The organism is Nocardia sp. XZ_19_231 (assembly GCF_015355705.1).
Lineage (GTDB): Bacteria > Actinomycetota > Actinomycetes > Mycobacteriales > Mycobacteriaceae > Nocardia > Nocardia salmonicida.
The window spans coordinates 77450-90948 of sequence record NZ_JACUZI010000013.1; the positions used below are offsets into that span (position 1 = coordinate 77450).

The 13499-nt window shown below is 65.5% G+C and carries 13 protein-coding genes and 1 pseudogene; 8 read left to right on the forward strand and 6 right to left on the reverse strand.

Annotated features, from left to right (window positions below):
- Positions 1-7: 7 nt before the first annotated feature.
- Both IBJ82_RS32780 and IBJ82_RS32785 read right to left on the reverse strand, forming a co-directional pair.
- The gene (locus IBJ82_RS32780; protein WP_194829858.1) at positions 8-1003 is read right to left on the reverse strand and encodes an LLM class flavin-dependent oxidoreductase; all 996 of its coding nucleotides are present in this window, start codon (positions 1001-1003) and stop codon (positions 8-10) included.
- Positions 1004-1043: 40 nt separating this feature from the next.
- Positions 1044-1817 (reverse strand): enoyl-CoA hydratase/isomerase family protein, encoded by a 774-nt coding sequence (locus IBJ82_RS32785; protein ID WP_194829859.1) that lies wholly within the window; start codon positions 1815-1817, stop codon positions 1044-1046.
- A 226-nt stretch (positions 1818-2043) separates the two neighbouring features.
- Here IBJ82_RS32785 and IBJ82_RS32790 point away from each other — a divergent pair, with 226 nt between their 5' ends.
- The 5 genes from IBJ82_RS32790 to IBJ82_RS32810 all read left to right on the forward strand — a co-directional run bounded on the left by IBJ82_RS32790 (position 2044) and on the right by IBJ82_RS32810 (position 7286).
- On the forward strand, positions 2044-2355 hold the full coding sequence (locus IBJ82_RS32790) for a hypothetical protein (protein WP_194829860.1): 312 nt from the start codon (positions 2044-2046) through the stop codon (positions 2353-2355).
- Positions 2356-2371: 16 nt separating this feature from the next.
- A complete protein-coding gene (locus tag IBJ82_RS32795) occupies positions 2372-3883 on the forward strand; it encodes a class I adenylate-forming enzyme family protein (RefSeq protein ID WP_194829861.1) in 1512 nt (503 codons plus the stop codon).
- A gap of 70 nt (positions 3884-3953) precedes the next feature.
- Complete coding sequence (locus IBJ82_RS32800) at positions 3954-4718, forward strand: SDR family NAD(P)-dependent oxidoreductase (RefSeq protein WP_194829862.1); 765 nt, start codon at positions 3954-3956, stop codon at positions 4716-4718.
- Positions 4719-4740: 22 nt separating this feature from the next.
- Positions 4741-6273, forward strand: coding sequence for an AMP-binding protein (locus IBJ82_RS32805; protein WP_194829863.1), 1533 nt, complete (start codon positions 4741-4743; stop codon positions 6271-6273).
- Complete coding sequence (locus IBJ82_RS32810; RefSeq protein WP_194829864.1) at positions 6270-7286, forward strand: phosphotransferase family protein; 1017 nt, start codon at positions 6270-6272, stop codon at positions 7284-7286. The genes IBJ82_RS32805 and IBJ82_RS32810 overlap by 4 nt, the downstream gene beginning before the upstream one ends.
- A gap of 4 nt (positions 7287-7290) precedes the next feature.
- Here IBJ82_RS32810 and IBJ82_RS32815 read toward each other — a convergent pair whose 3' ends face one another.
- Positions 7291-7890, reverse strand: coding sequence for a TetR/AcrR family transcriptional regulator (locus tag IBJ82_RS32815; RefSeq protein WP_194829865.1), 600 nt, complete (start codon positions 7888-7890; stop codon positions 7291-7293).
- Positions 7891-8049: 159 nt separating this feature from the next.
- Between IBJ82_RS32815 and IBJ82_RS32820 the strand changes: the two genes are divergently transcribed.
- On the forward strand, positions 8050-9318 hold the full coding sequence (locus IBJ82_RS32820; RefSeq protein WP_194829866.1) for an amidohydrolase family protein: 1269 nt from the start codon (positions 8050-8052) through the stop codon (positions 9316-9318).
- 49 nt (positions 9319-9367) lie between these two features.
- Here the strand turns inward: IBJ82_RS32820 and IBJ82_RS32825 are convergent, their stop codons facing one another.
- The 3 genes from IBJ82_RS32825 to IBJ82_RS32835 are packed head-to-tail and all read right to left on the reverse strand — an operon-like array spanning position 9368 to position 12485.
- Complete coding sequence (locus tag IBJ82_RS32825; protein WP_194829867.1) at positions 9368-10138, reverse strand: SDR family NAD(P)-dependent oxidoreductase; 771 nt, start codon at positions 10136-10138, stop codon at positions 9368-9370.
- The gene (locus IBJ82_RS32830) at positions 10135-11454 is read right to left on the reverse strand and encodes an acyl-CoA dehydrogenase family protein (protein ID WP_194829868.1); all 1320 of its coding nucleotides are present in this window, start codon (positions 11452-11454) and stop codon (positions 10135-10137) included. The genes IBJ82_RS32825 and IBJ82_RS32830 overlap by 4 nt, the downstream gene beginning before the upstream one ends.
- A gap of 14 nt (positions 11455-11468) precedes the next feature.
- The gene (locus IBJ82_RS32835; protein ID WP_194829869.1) at positions 11469-12485 is read right to left on the reverse strand and encodes a phosphotransferase family protein; all 1017 of its coding nucleotides are present in this window, start codon (positions 12483-12485) and stop codon (positions 11469-11471) included.
- 52 nt (positions 12486-12537) lie between these two features.
- Here IBJ82_RS32835 and IBJ82_RS32840 point away from each other — a divergent pair, with 52 nt between their 5' ends.
- Both IBJ82_RS32840 and IBJ82_RS32845 read left to right on the forward strand, forming a co-directional pair.
- Entirely contained in the window at positions 12538-13260 is a 723-nt protein-coding gene (locus IBJ82_RS32840; RefSeq protein WP_194829870.1) for a TetR/AcrR family transcriptional regulator, read from the forward strand.
- Between the two features lie 125 nt (positions 13261-13385).
- Positions 13386-13499 (forward strand): annotated as a pseudogene (locus tag IBJ82_RS32845) (enoyl-CoA hydratase); the annotation flags it as partial.

Below are 13499 nucleotides of genomic sequence, written 5' to 3' on the forward strand. Positions count from 1 at the left end.
GCCAGCGCTACAGCTCGTCGAGCAGCACCAGGCTCGACTCGGCATAGGCGGCCCTGCGCTTTCGGCTGACCAGGAACGACGGCGGTGCGAAGTAGCCGACATCGCGAGGTAGGGCATCGCCTCGGCGCGCGAGGGCCGCCTTGGCGTCCGCGGTGGTCCCGCAGAGCGCGATCTCGGCGAGCATCTCGTCGGTTACCGCGGCGGCCATCGCGTCGGTGTCGCCGGCACGGAACGCTGTCCGCAGCGCCGCTACCGGGCCTTCCCAGCCGTGGTGCTCGACGAACGGGTCGTAGGTCTTGACGGTGAGGTAGAAGCCGATCATCCGGCGTGCGTCGGCGATCGCTCGCTCCGGCGCCGCGTCGTCGATGGCCGTGATGATCCAGCCGTGTTCGAGGGGCTGATCGGTGCGGTCGGCCTCGGCCGCACCCCGCGCGACAGCGGGGCGTACTACCTCGGTCCACCACGAGTGGGTGAACAGGCCGTGGCCGATCACACCGTCGCCGACCCGGCCCGCGGTCGCGGCCATTCCCGCGTTGAATCCGGCTAGCAGGATAGGGATGTCGAGGCGCCCGAGGACGGGTGCGCGTACGTCGGCGTCGACCGAGTAGTACGTGCCCGAGTACTCGACGCGCTCGCCGTTCTCGGCATGCAGCCAGGCACGGACGGCGCCGACCACCTCGGCGATCCGCGCCATCGGCCGGTCGGCCGGTACGCCGAACCAGTCCCGGTTGATACGGAACGCGGCGGTGCCGAGTCCGAGGAACAGGCGGCCCGGCGCCTGCGCGTGTAGTTGCCGCAGTGCGGTCGCGTGGGCGTACGGAGTGCGTGCGAAGGCGTAGGCGATCGCTGGTCCGATCAGCGCTCGCTCGGTACCGCCGGCCATGGCCGCCAGTTCCAGATAGGCATCGTGGTCGACGAAGTCGCCGGTGGTGAACGCGCCGACACCGGCCTGCTCGGCCTCGCGCGCAACATCCGCGCCGGTCCAAGGCATCCCGAAGATCATGGAAACTCCTAGTGGTGTTACTGGATTGCCGGGGCTGATGTCAGCGCAGTCTCCACTGAACCCGCGCGACGGCTGCGCGGTCGACTTCGGCCTTGCCGATGGGATTTCCGACCTGCGTGTAGGACAGGGCGGTGCGCAGCGCGTGTGTGCGTCCGGTGTCGAGCGACTCCCAGATCGCCCGGACGGTGCCCTGGATCGCCGCGGCAGGCTTCGCCGCGATCACCTGGGCGAGTTCATCGGCGCGCCGCCAGAGCTGCTCGGGTGCGGTCACTTCGCTCACCAGGCCGATCTGCAGCGCACGATCGGCCGACACGCGTTCGTCGAGACCGAGCAAGGCGATCCGCAGCGTCTCGCCCAGCGGGATGCGCCGTGCCAACCCGATGGGTTCGAGAGCGGCAGTCAGTCCGTAGGTGACGTGGGGGTCGAAGAAGGTCGCATCCTGCGAACAGATGATGATGTCGGCCTCGTTCAGCCAGTAGAACGCACCGCCTGCTGCCATACCCTGTACCGCGCAGATCACCGGTTTCCACACCTGGTTCAGCTTGGGGGACAGGCGTTCGCCGGGATCTGTCTGCGACCACACGTTGGCGTGGCGGTCGATGCCCTGTTTGACGTCCATGCCGGTGCAGAAGGCGCGATCGCCGGCAGCGCGCAGCACGACCACCCGAATGTCGTCGTCGTCCTTCACGGTCTGCCAGATGGCCGCGAAGTCCGCGAGCATGGCCTCGTTGAAGCTGTTCATCGCCTCGGGGCGATTCAGGGTGATCGTGGCGATGTGTTCGGTAACGTCGAACAGGACGGTTTTCAGCTCCATCCGGCAACTCCGTTCGGTGGAATCTTGGCATGCCGATCGGCAGCTCAGTAGTGAGCCTATCGCGAAAAAGGAAACTGATTTACCTGCCATCTCGCTGTTTGGTACGAGATCGTCGCGCATCAACCCTTAAGTCGTATACTCTTCTCTGACCGAGCATCGCTGTGGGGCTGACACAGCGATGCCCGGCTGGACACAAGGGCACGACGAATCCGTGAAGGAAGTTGCGATGAAGCCACACGTCGGGCAGACGCTCGCCAGTACCGTTGACACGACCACTGTGATCGTCGTCCGCTGGCCGGAAGGCAGTGACCTGGACATCACGTGCGGTGGAGCGGCGATGATCGATCCGAAGGCCACCGAACCGGTCGCCACCGACCTCGATCCGTCGCAGTCGGCCGGTACTCAGCTGGGGAAGCGGTACGCAAGTGACGAACTAGGTGTGGAGCTGCTGTGCACCAAGGCCGGTCAGGGCACCTTGGCGGTCGAGGGCACGGCGTTGCCACTGAAGTCGGCCAAGCCGCTGCCCGCGTCGGACTGAGCGCGGGGATTCACCGATGAATATCGCAATGTTGCTCGATATGGCCGTCGACGGTTTCGGCGATCGGGTTGTGGTCGGCCGCACCGAGGACGGCCTGACGCCGTCCCGGCTGCAGGAACTGGCCTCAGGCGGTGCGGCCCTGCTGCACGAGGCCGGCGCCGATGCACTGATCTATCTCGCTGTGAACGGCCCGGCCTTCCCGGTCGCGCTGTTCGCCGCGGCGCGCGCGGGCGTCCCGTTGGTGCCGGTGAACTACCGCCTCGGTGACGAGCAGTTGGCCGCGTTGCTGGCCAATCATCCGCGCGCGCTCGCAGTGGCCGGAGTCGAACAGTCCGCGGCCGTGCGCCGCGCCGGACTGCCGGTCTTCGACCCGGTGGAATGGCTGGACCGCGCGGCCGCAGTCAGCGTGCCGGACTCCGATGGAGAGCCTATCGATCCCGATGGAACCGCGGTGCTGATCTATACCAGTGGGACGACGTCGGCACCGAAAGGCGTTGTGTTGCGCCACCACAACCTCGTGTCCTACGTGCTGGGCACAGTGGAGTTCGGCGGTGCGGATGCCGACGAAGCAGCACTGATGAGCGTGCCGCCCTACCACATCGCGGCTGTGTCGAACGTCCTGACGAATCTGTTCTCCGGCCGTCGCGTGCTGACACTGGAACAGTTCACTCCACAGGTGTGGCTGGACCTCGTTCGCGATCAATCTATTACGAATGCCATGGTCGTGCCGACCATGCTGGCCCGCATGATGGATGCCGAAGGTCTGGATCGGTCGGTGCCTTCGTTGCGCGCACTCGCCTACGGTGGCGCGAAGATGCCGATCCGGGTAATCGAGACCGCGCTGCACGAATGGCCGCACGTGGATTTCGTCAATGCCTACGGGCTGACCGAGACCTCGTCGACGATCTCGGTGCTGGGTCCCGAGGATCACCGCACCGCCCTGCGCAGCGACGATCCGGTACACCAAGCTCGCCTTGGGTCGGCCGGACGCGCGGTTCCTGGTATCGAGATCGAGGTCCGCGACGATCTCGGCGCTGTCGTGGTGCCGGGTGAGCCCGGCCAGATCTGGGTTCGCGGCGAGCAGGTCTCGGGGGAATACGCGGGCCAGGGATCCTCGGTTGACATCCGTGGGTTCTTCCATACTCGTGATCAGGGACGTCTCGACGCCGACGGCTACCTCTACATCGATGGGCGGGTCGACGACACGATCATCCGTGGGGCCGAGAACATCGCCCCCGCCGAGATCGAGGACGTATTGCTCCGGCACCCGGACGTGCTCGATGCCGTCGTCGTCGGTGTTCCGGACGAGGAATGGGGGCAGCGGATAGAGGCTGTCGTGGTATTGCGGGCCGGCGTGGATTCCGACGGTGTCCGGCTGCGAGCTGCGGTGCGAGACACCTTGCGTGGTTCGAAGACTCCCGACCGGATCACCTGCTGGGACGAGTTGCCGCGCACCGCGACCGGAAAACTGGTGCGCCGTGACATCGTGGCCGCGCTGGCCGCAGACAAGCACGCGAGCGCGGAATGACCTTGCAGACAGTGGAATTGGTGTCGATTCGACACATCGAAGCAATCGCAAGCCAGAGTAGGAGAGATCAATGCAGCCGCAAGCGTCACTGACCGGGGTGCGGGCGGTCGTCACCGGGGCGGCATCGGGTATCGGTGCAGCCGCGGTATCGGCATTCCTCGATGCAGGTGCGCAAGTCGTCGGTCTCCGGCACACCGCGCCTGCGCCTGCCGAACTCGCCGACCGATGCGCGTGGCTGCACTGCGATGCCACGGACCGGACCTCGGTCACCGATGCGTTCGACCGGGCAGCCACACTGCTCGGCGGCCTCGACGTACTGCTCCACGCGGCCGGGAGCTGGAATCCCGGCATACCAGAGACGATGTCGGACCACGAATACGATGCCATCCTCGACACCAACCTGCGCTCGACGGTTCTGACGAACCAAGCAGCGTTCGCGCATATGCGCGGCTCCGGTGGGCGGATCATCAATCTCGGTTCGGGAGAAGGAGTTCGGGGCAACCCGATGGCGCCCCACTACGCCATGGCCAAGGCGGGGGTCCATGCATGGACCCGATCCGCGGCGACAGCGTGGGGACGGCACGCCATCACTGTCAACGCGCTCTCGCCGGCAGTCCAAACAGCCAATGCGCAACGATTGTGGGACCACCTCGGGCCCGAAGTCACCGAGCAGTTCCAGGCGAGATTGCGTGAGACCATGCCGCTGCGTGGCGAGCTCGGGGATCCGGCCACCGACCTCGCGCCGATGATGGTCTTCCTGGCGGGGCCGGGTGCGCGGTTCATGACCGGACAGCTGATCGCCGTGAACGGTGGTTTGCAGATGCTCGGCGCATGAGCGAGTGGTTTCGGTATCCACCATGCTCCTGACCGACCTCGCCCGCGATCTCGGAGATAAGCGCGCGGTCGTCCTCGGTGATTCCGGCCGCAGTCTGACTTTCCGGCAGCTCGAAGCCGAGTCGAACCGCATCGCGCGGGTGCTTCGCGCGCGGGGGTTACGACGTGGTGATCATCTGGCGTTGTTGTTCGACAACTGCCTCGAGCTGTTTCCCGTGGTTTGGGCGGCGCAACGCACTGGTTTGCGCTATACCCCGGTAAACTGGCATCTGTCCGCCGCCGAGGCAGTGCACATCGTTGCTGACTGCGGTGCGCGGCTGCTGATCTCGGCTCCGGGGCTGGAGAGCGTGGCGTCGGCTGTCGAGCAGGCATGTCCCGGGATCGATCGGATCGTCACCGGAACCGTATCCGGCGTACCCGATCTCGCGACGCTGACCGCCGACGTCGATAACGCGCCGATCGGCGACGAGGCCGAGGGTTACTACATGTTCTACTCGTCGGGTACCACCGGACGGCCCAAAGGTGTGTTGCCGGAACTGTCCGGTGCGCCGTTCGGTACCGGACTGCCGATCGATCACCGCATGGCGTCGGTGTTCGGATTCGACCGAACCTCGGTCTATCTCAGCGCTGGGCCGCTCTACCATGCCGCGCCACTGGCATGGACGCTCGGGACGATTCGCAATGGCGGTACCGCCGTGATCATGGAACGATTCGATGCCGAAGCCGCACTCGGTCTGATCGAGCGCCACCGGGTTACCCACGCGCAGTTCGTGCCGACCATGTTCGTCCGGATGCTGAAATTATCGGCAGAGATCCGGGACGAGTACGACATGTCGAGCCTGTGCAGCGTTGTCCACTCCGCGGCGCCGTGCCCGGTCGCGGTCAAACAGCAGATGATCGACTGGCTCGGCCCATGTCTGGTCGAGTTCTACGGTGGCACCGAGGGCAGTGGTTTCTGCACGATCGACTCCGTGACCTGGCTTGCTCGCCCTGGCTCGGTCGGACAACCGTTACGCGGTGCGGTACATATCTGCGACACCGCCGGGCGTGAGCTCGGACCGGGGGAGGTGGGCGTCGTTTGGTTCTCCGGGGCAGGACGCTTCTCTTATCATGGAGATTCAGCGAAAACAGCTGCGGCGCACAATGATCGTGGCTGGAATACCCTCGGAGACCTCGGTCATATCGACTCCGACGGATTTCTCTATCTGTCCGGCCGGCGCTCCGATCTCATCCTCTCCGGCGGGGTCAACATCTATCCGCAGGAGATCGAGGACGTACTGATCCTGCACCCAGCAGTGGCCGATGTCGGCGTCATCGGGCTACCCGACGAAGAGTACGGCCAGCGAGTGCATGCGGTTGTCGCGCTCGCGGATCCGACCTCGTCCGAGGGCGCATTGATGGCCGAGCTGATGGAATATTGCCGGGATCGGTTGGCGCACTTCAAGTGTCCGCGCTCGATCGACGTCGGTGCGGTGCCGCGTTTGCCGAGTGGGAAGTTGCTGCGTCGCGCACTGCTGGACGGATACACCATCGACAATTCAGGAGCGCTCGGATGAAGACGGACACGTTGTTGCTACCGGAACTGACAGCGCGCACAACCGTTGCGATCACCGAGTGGTCGACAGAGGCGGTGGTTGACCGGATCGAGCCACTCACCGGCGGATCGTCGAGTCTGACCTTCGTGGTCAGTCTGTCGAACGTTGCGGTCGAGTACCAGCGCATCGTGCTGAAAGTGGCGCCGCCCGGACTTCCGCCGGTGCGCAACCGCGATGTCCTGCGGCAGGGACGGATCATGCAGGTGCTCGCCGAGCAACCAGGAGTGCGGGTGCCCGCGGTCCTGTTCGCCGACCCAGGTCGATCCGATGAGGTGCCGCCGTTCATCGCTATGGAGATGATCGACGGTCGGTGTGTGGAACCCGTTCTGGTGCCGCGCGGCACACTGCCGAAGGCAGAGGTGACGTCGCTGGCCTTCGACGCGGTGCGCGTCCTCGCCGATTTGCACCGCGTGGACCCAGAGCCGACTGTGTTGTGTGCGGAGCCGGTGGTGACCCTGGCCGCCGAGATCGATCGCTGGGCACGGGCCTTCTCGACGGTTCCGGTCGACCTGCGGACCGGGCATGAGGCAGTGGCCCAGCGACTCCACGAAACCGTCCCGCCTCCGATGGCCCCGGCGTTCACTCACGGTGACTACCGGCTGGGCAACACGCTGTCCTCGGCCGGGCGCGTGAACGCGGTGATCGATTGGGAGATCTGGTCGCTGGGTGACCCTCGTGTCGATGTCAGCTGGCTGACCTTTTTCACCGACGATGCCTGTCACCCCGCCTCACTGTCGGACGAGCCGACCGGAATGCCGTGCGCGCGGGACCTGATCGCGGCCTACGAAGATGCGCGCGGAGAACGGCTCGCGGACCTGGTGTGGTTCGAGGCGTTGACCAAATACAAGGAGGCGGCGGCGACTGCGCTGCTGATCAAGCGCGCGCGAAAAGCCGCAACGCTGAACGAAATGCATCGGCGGATGGAGCCCGCACTGCCGGTGTTGCTCGACGAGGCGATGGCGCTCCTCCGCTGATGTCTCAGCCGCCCCGTCGGTCTGGCGACAGCGCCTGGAAGCCCGCCTCGAGCAGCGCGGCGAGATCCAGCTCGCCGCCGGACTCTGACCAGCGCTCGACAGCGATGCTCAGGCACGACACCGCTGCCGCCACCCTGACCGCAATCGCGACCGGAACCGGCTCGTCGATGCCGGCGCGCTCGGCCAGGGCGGCCGTCAAAAAGGGCCGCCAACTGTGCTGTTTCTCCCGGTTCCTGCCCGACAACTCGGGGGTGTCGAGGATGAACTGAGTAAACGACAGTGCCGCGACCGGGTCCTCCAGGTAGAAGTCGACGACCTGCTCGAGCGCACGCTGCAACGCGGTCCAGTCGTCCTCCTCGGCAGGCCGCGTCCGCAGTGTCTCGGCGAACTGTGCCGCGTGCGCGTCGAACGCGCTGAGCACAGCGTCCTCCTTTGTGCCGAAATAGCGCAGGAAGGTCGACCGGGAGACACCGGCCGCAGCGGCCATGTCGTCGACCTTCACCTTCTGGAACCCCTGGCTGCGGGCGAGTTCGAAGGCGGTCTGCGCCAGATTCGCCCTGATCGCAGCACGTGCGATCGTCCTCGTGCGTGGGGTGTCACTCATGATGTTGAAACTACCATTTCGAATTCAGTCCCAGAACTGGACTGCAGTGGCTAATCTGACACTCAGTCTCATTGAACGATGGGGCATCCCTCTCGCGATTCGTGTTCGCCGCCTTGCGTGCACGACACGCGAACTCTCGAAGAAGACAAGGTGTTTCAGATGGCGGACTACTTCATCGTGTCGGGTGACACGCACATCATCGAACCGGTCGATCTGTTCAAATCACGGCTGCCCCGGCAGCTGCGGGATCGGGCGCTGTGGGAAGAGGAGTTCACCCTCGACGAGCCCATCGTCGAAGGTGGGCATACGGAATTCAAGAAGCTGCACACGATCGGCTTCGACGGGTGGACCATCTCCAAGTATCGCCAGCTCGGCGGGCGCACACCGGATGGTGAGCCGGAGAACATCCTGCGCGATATGGATCTCGACGGTGTGGACGCGTCGGTGATGTTCCCGAACCTTTCCCTGTTCGTCCTGTTCACCGATGACCACGAACTGTCGATGGCACACGCACGCGCATGGAACGACTATCTGGTCGAGCGGTATCTGCCCTACAAGAGCCGGATGCGGCCGACCGCGGCCATCCCGCTGACCGACATTCCCGACGCGGTCGCCGAGATCGAGCGTTGCGCGCGGATGGGCCTCGGTGCGCTGCTGCTGCCCGAGATTCCGCCGTTGCCGTACTGGTCACGCGAATACGACCCGGTGTGGGCGGCGGCGCAGGCGCACGGACTTCCGATCTTCTTCCACGTCGCCACCGGCGGCGTGCAGGTGAAGGAAGCGGTGTCGGAGACCGCGACGACGGTGCGCGGCTTGATGACGGCGATGAACATGGGTAAGGGACAGCTGACCGATGATATGGTCGCAGGCCGGACCATGGGTGGCGGCAACACCGCGTCGGCGAGTCCGCAGGCCATCATCGCTGCGCTGATCGGTGGTGGTGTCTGCGAACGATTCCCCGACCTGCACTTCAATCTCACCGAATTCGGCGCGGGCTGGCTGGTTTCCTTCATGGGCATGATGGACAAGTCGTGGCGGACCGGCATCGGCCAGGACTCGGATTGGTGGCTCGGTTTCTGGGACGACTCCCGTCCGGCGACGGACCAGCCCTCGATGGGCAGGCTGTTCGCGATCAACGACAAGTGGCCGTACCCGCTGAAGCCGAGTGAGTATCTGCGCCGTCAGATCCATGTGCAGTTCGCCGATGATCCGGTCGCTGTGCAGGCCCGCCACATCACCGGCATGTCCACCGTGATCTGGGGTAACGACTACCCGCACGCCGAGGGCACGTTCCGGGGGAGTGCCGATTGTATCGAGTTCAACTTTGCGGGTGTACCGGACGAGGAGCGCGCGGTGATCCTGGGCGGCACGCTGGGTAAGGTCGCCGGATTCGACACCAGTGTGAAGCTGGCGCCGGTACAGGTGTGACACACGTGTGGCCTGGAGAATTCCTCCAGGCCACACGTCGGCAGGACTGTCAGAACAGGCCGCCGTCCACCCGGATCAGTGCGTCCGAGGTGTAGCTCGAGGAATCGCTGGCGAGATAGAGCGCGGTGCTGATGATCTCCTCGGGCCGGCCCGGGCGCCCGAGCGCACTGCGCGTTGTCTGGCGTGCTTCTTCACGCCAGGACTTGGAGATATCTGTTAGGAACGGTCCTGCCGAGATGGTGTTGACCCGAACCTTCGGCCCGAACTCCTGTGCGAACACCGTGGTCAGCACGTTGAGGGCGGCCTTCGCGCCTGCGTACGGCCCGAATCGTGGCTGCGGCAGGAGCGCTCCGGAGGACGAGATATTGATGATCGAGCCACCATCGCCCGCGGCCATCCGGGTGCCGATCAAGGAGGACAGCCGGAACGGTCCTTTGAAGTTGACCGCTATCACCTTGTCGAACAATTCTTCCGAGGTCTCCACCGACGAGGGGGACAGCGGCGACATGCCCGCATTGTTGACCAGGATGTCGACCTTCCCGAACTCGCCGTAGGCGGTGTCGACGAGCCGATCGAGATCGTCCCAACGGCCGACGTGTGCCGCTACGGGCAGTGCACGCCTGCCCAGACTCGCGACCTCCTTGGCGACCTCTTCGCAAGCATCGATCTTGCGGCTGGTGATCACCACATCGGCACCTGCCGCCGCGAAGGCTCGCACCATCTCCAGACCGAGCCCCCGGCTGCCGCCGGTCACCAGCGCGACCTTGCCCGACAGATCGAAGATCGAAGCCGGTGTCGCGGTGGTCTTTTCGCTGGTCATGCGTTCACCCCTCCGGACAGACTCGCATCGTCGATGATGTGGGCATAGCGCTTGCGGGCAGCGTCGAGCTTCGGCGGGATGTGTTCACTCGGGAACAATCCGGCGGCCGGAGTGTATTCGCGCAGTACCTGCTTGGCGACCGTAGTGCGGTGCACCTCGGTCGGGCCGTCTGCCAGTGCGAGATTCGGCGCCGCCATCCACCATTTCGCGAGCGGTAGTTCGTTGGTTGTACCCAGCGAACCGTGTACGTGCAGGGCACGCTGGATGATGTCGTGCAGCACCTTGGCCATCGCGACCTTGCACATCGCGATGTGTGTGCGGGCGGCGCCGTGCGGCTGGGTGTCGATGATCCACGCCGTGTTGAGCACCAGCAGCCGGAACTGCTGCAATTCGATCCACGAATCGGCGATGAACTGCTGGACAGCCTGCTTCTCGGCCAGCAGCGTTCCCTGGGTGCGCCGCGACAGCGCACGTTCACACATCATGTCGAACGCCCGGGTGCACTTGCCGACCGAGCGCATCGCATGGTGCACGCGGCCGCCGCCGAGGCGAGCCTGCGCGACCTTGAAACCGTCTCCGGGGCCGCCGAGCATGGCATCGAGGGGCACCCGAACCTCGCGATAGCGGATATAGCCGTGGATACCCTCATCCAGCGAATCACGTTCGTCCATGGTCGAGACATTGCGGATGATCTCGATACCCGAAGTCTCGGCGGGCACGATGAGCATCGACATCCGGCGATGCGGTGCCGCCTCCGGATCGGTGACAGCCATGACGATCAGGAACGCCGCGTAGCGGGCATTGGACGAGAACCATTTCTCACCGTCGATCACCCACTCGTCACCGTCGCGCCAGGCTTGGCACACGAATTCCTTCGGATCGGCGCCCGCCTGTGGCTCAGTCATCGAAAATGTCGAGACGATGTCGCCGTCGAGCAGCGGCTGCAGGTACTTCGCCTTCTGATCGTCGGTGCCGAACATCGCGAGGATCTCGGCGTTACCGGTATCGGGCGCCGCGGTGCCGAACACCGTCGGGGCCCAGTAGGACCGGCCGAGGATCTCGTTCAGCAGCGCGAGCTTGATCTGGCCGTAGCCCGGCCCGCCCAGTTCAACGCCGAGGTGGCACGCCCACAAGCCCTGCTGCCTGACCTGGTCCTGCAGTGGCTTGAGAATCGCGCGCGATTTCTCGTTGCGGGTGTCGTACGGGTCACCGCCGTGCGGGAACAGCAGATCGAGTGGCTCGACCTCGGTCCGTACGAATTCGGCCGCCCAGTCCAGCTTGGCCTGGAACTCGGGATCGACAGAGAAATCCAGCATGGGTCCTCCTGGGTTCAGTAGGGGAGTCGGGTGATCGCCGCGGACAGCAGCAGCGGAATGCCGCGTCGCATCCGTTCGACGCGTTCGGTGACCTGACCGCGCCGCTCGGCATTCTTGACCAGCAGAGCCGATGCGGCGGCCTGCTTGTATCGGGCCAGCGCGTCGAACCAGGCCAGGTCGGGAACCGGTGCGCCAGACGCGGTCTCGTACTCGGTCAGTAGCTCGTCCGGTTCGAGTGTGGGGGCATCGGCTGCGGTCGCCGAGGGATGATCGGGGTCGGACATGAGCCGGAGCCAGGCCAGATCGAGGCGAGGATCGCCGATCGACCAGATCTCCCAGTCGATCACGGCGGTGACCTCGTCGCCTACGCACTGCATATTGCCCAGTCGCCAGTCGCCGTGCAGGATCGCGGGTCGCAGTGGTGCCGGGACCGCCGCGAGCAGTCGCTCGTGGCAGGTGACCGCGGCCGCGTCGGCAATGGGCGTCAGTTCGCAGGTGTCGAGCGCTTTGCGCCACTTCGCGACCTCGTCCCCAGGCGTGGTGACGGGCTCTGCCAGTTCGAGGCAGGCCGGGTCGACCGTGTGCAGTGCCGCGAGCATCGAGGCGGCCGCGGCCGCGCGGCGGCGCACCTCGCCGCCGCTGGGACGGCGATCGGCAACGCCGTGCCTCGGTTCGTAACTCTCGCCGGGGGCATGGGACATGACGAACAGCGGCGGCACCTCCGGTGGGATACCGGGGTCGGTTCCGAGGACCCGGGGCACCGAAAGGTGTGCGACGTCAGCGAGCGCTGTCAGCGCCCTGGCCTGACGGAGAACGTCCCGGTTGCGCACCGGTTCGAGACCGGGCGGGGCGACCTTGACGACGACCTTGTCGCCGGTGGCCGTCGTGGCGAGATACGTCAGGCTGGACGCGCCGCCGTGCAGCTGCTGCAGGTTGCGCAGCGGCATGGCGGCTGCGCGTTGTGCGCGCATGAGGATGTCCCGGGGGTCGGCGACGCCGACCTCGGGTTTGGTGGCTGACCGGTCGCTCATCGGCAACTCCGTTCGTCGCGGCGCCAGAACCGGCGGGACGGGAAAAAGAATCATGTACGAAAAGTCCAGAATGACATTCTGGATGTTTGGTATGACGAACCGTACACTGTCGGGCATGACGAGTCCATATGCGCCGGAGGAACCCCGTGAGGAAGAGTCGCTGGCGGCCAGGGCCGCGCGCCGCCGGGCAGGCAACCGGCAAGCTGCCGCGGAGGACGAGGTTCGCCGGATGCTCGATGCGGGGTTGGCGCTGATGAGTGCGGATCCGACCGCCGAGCCGCGCGTGGCCCAGATCGTGACGCGCGCGAAGGTGTCCAACGATGCGTTCTACCGGGCATTTCGTGGCAAAGATGATCTGATGGCGGCGATCGCCGACGACGGCGCCCGGCGTCTGCTCGACCAACTTCGTCAGCGGTGTGCTGAGCGGTCCGGCGCGATCGAGCGGATCCGTGGATGTGTGGACACGGTTTTCTGGCAGGCCATCGACCCGGAGGTTGCGGCGACTACCCGTGCGGTTCTGCGCCATACCTCGCGGGGTGCGATGTCCCAGTCAGGGGGCGTGCGGCTGCGTGCTCAGATCGCCGATTTGCTCACGGGGCCGCTCGGTGAACTCGGTAGCGCCGATCCGGCACGGGATGCGCTGGTTGCCTCTTGTGCAATGTTCGCAACGATGGAGCAGTTCCTCTGGTCGGAGTCCATCCCGTCGGCGGCCGATGCCGAGCACCTGCTCCAGTGGATCGTTCGCCCGCAGCCCGCAGCCCATTTGGCGGAATAGGTGCCATGAATAGCGGAACAAGACCTCTGAGGTCTGGATTCGGGCTGGCGATTGGTTGATCGGATGGATAGTTGAGGATACTCTTTCGGTAGTTGGGCCTATTCGCGCTGCTGAAGGAGTTTGTGATGTCGGACGAGGTGCTGGTCGAGCGTCGGGGTGGCGTGCAGGTGATCACGATCAACCGGCCGCAGGCGCGTAACGCGTTGAACGCGGCGGTGGCTGTGCAGGTGGCGGCGGCG

What these genes read in the sequence shown, in the direction of transcription:
- IBJ82_RS32785 (WP_194829859.1), bottom strand. Translation starts at nt 1,817, where the DNA reads ATGGAGCTGAAAACCGTCCTGTTCGACGTTACCGAACACATCGCCACG.
- IBJ82_RS32815 (WP_194829865.1), bottom strand. Translation starts at nt 7,890, where the DNA reads ATGAGTGACACCCCACGCACGAGGACGATCGCACGTGCTGCGATCAGG.
- IBJ82_RS32835 (WP_194829869.1), bottom strand. Translation starts at nt 12,485, where the DNA reads ATGAGCGACCGGTCAGCCACCAAACCCGAGGTCGGCGTCGCCGACCCC.
- IBJ82_RS32840 (WP_194829870.1), top strand. Translation starts at nt 12,538, where the DNA reads ATGTACGAAAAGTCCAGAATGACATTCTGGATGTTTGGTATGACGAAC.
- IBJ82_RS32810 (WP_194829864.1), top strand. Translation starts at nt 6,270, where the DNA reads ATGAAGACGGACACGTTGTTGCTACCGGAACTGACAGCGCGCACAACC.
- IBJ82_RS32830 (WP_194829868.1), bottom strand. Translation starts at nt 11,454, where the DNA reads ATGCTGGATTTCTCTGTCGATCCCGAGTTCCAGGCCAAGCTGGACTGG.
- IBJ82_RS32820 (WP_194829866.1), top strand. Translation starts at nt 8,050, where the DNA reads ATGGCGGACTACTTCATCGTGTCGGGTGACACGCACATCATCGAACCG.
- IBJ82_RS32805 (WP_194829863.1), top strand. Translation starts at nt 4,741, where the DNA reads ATGCTCCTGACCGACCTCGCCCGCGATCTCGGAGATAAGCGCGCGGTC.
- IBJ82_RS32790 (WP_194829860.1), top strand. Translation starts at nt 2,044, where the DNA reads ATGAAGCCACACGTCGGGCAGACGCTCGCCAGTACCGTTGACACGACC.
- IBJ82_RS32780 (WP_194829858.1), bottom strand. Translation starts at nt 1,003, where the DNA reads ATGATCTTCGGGATGCCTTGGACCGGCGCGGATGTTGCGCGCGAGGCC.
- IBJ82_RS32800 (WP_194829862.1), top strand. Translation starts at nt 3,954, where the DNA reads ATGCAGCCGCAAGCGTCACTGACCGGGGTGCGGGCGGTCGTCACCGGG.
- IBJ82_RS32825 (WP_194829867.1), bottom strand. Translation starts at nt 10,138, where the DNA reads ATGACCAGCGAAAAGACCACCGCGACACCGGCTTCGATCTTCGATCTG.
- IBJ82_RS32795 (WP_194829861.1), top strand. Translation starts at nt 2,372, where the DNA reads ATGAATATCGCAATGTTGCTCGATATGGCCGTCGACGGTTTCGGCGAT.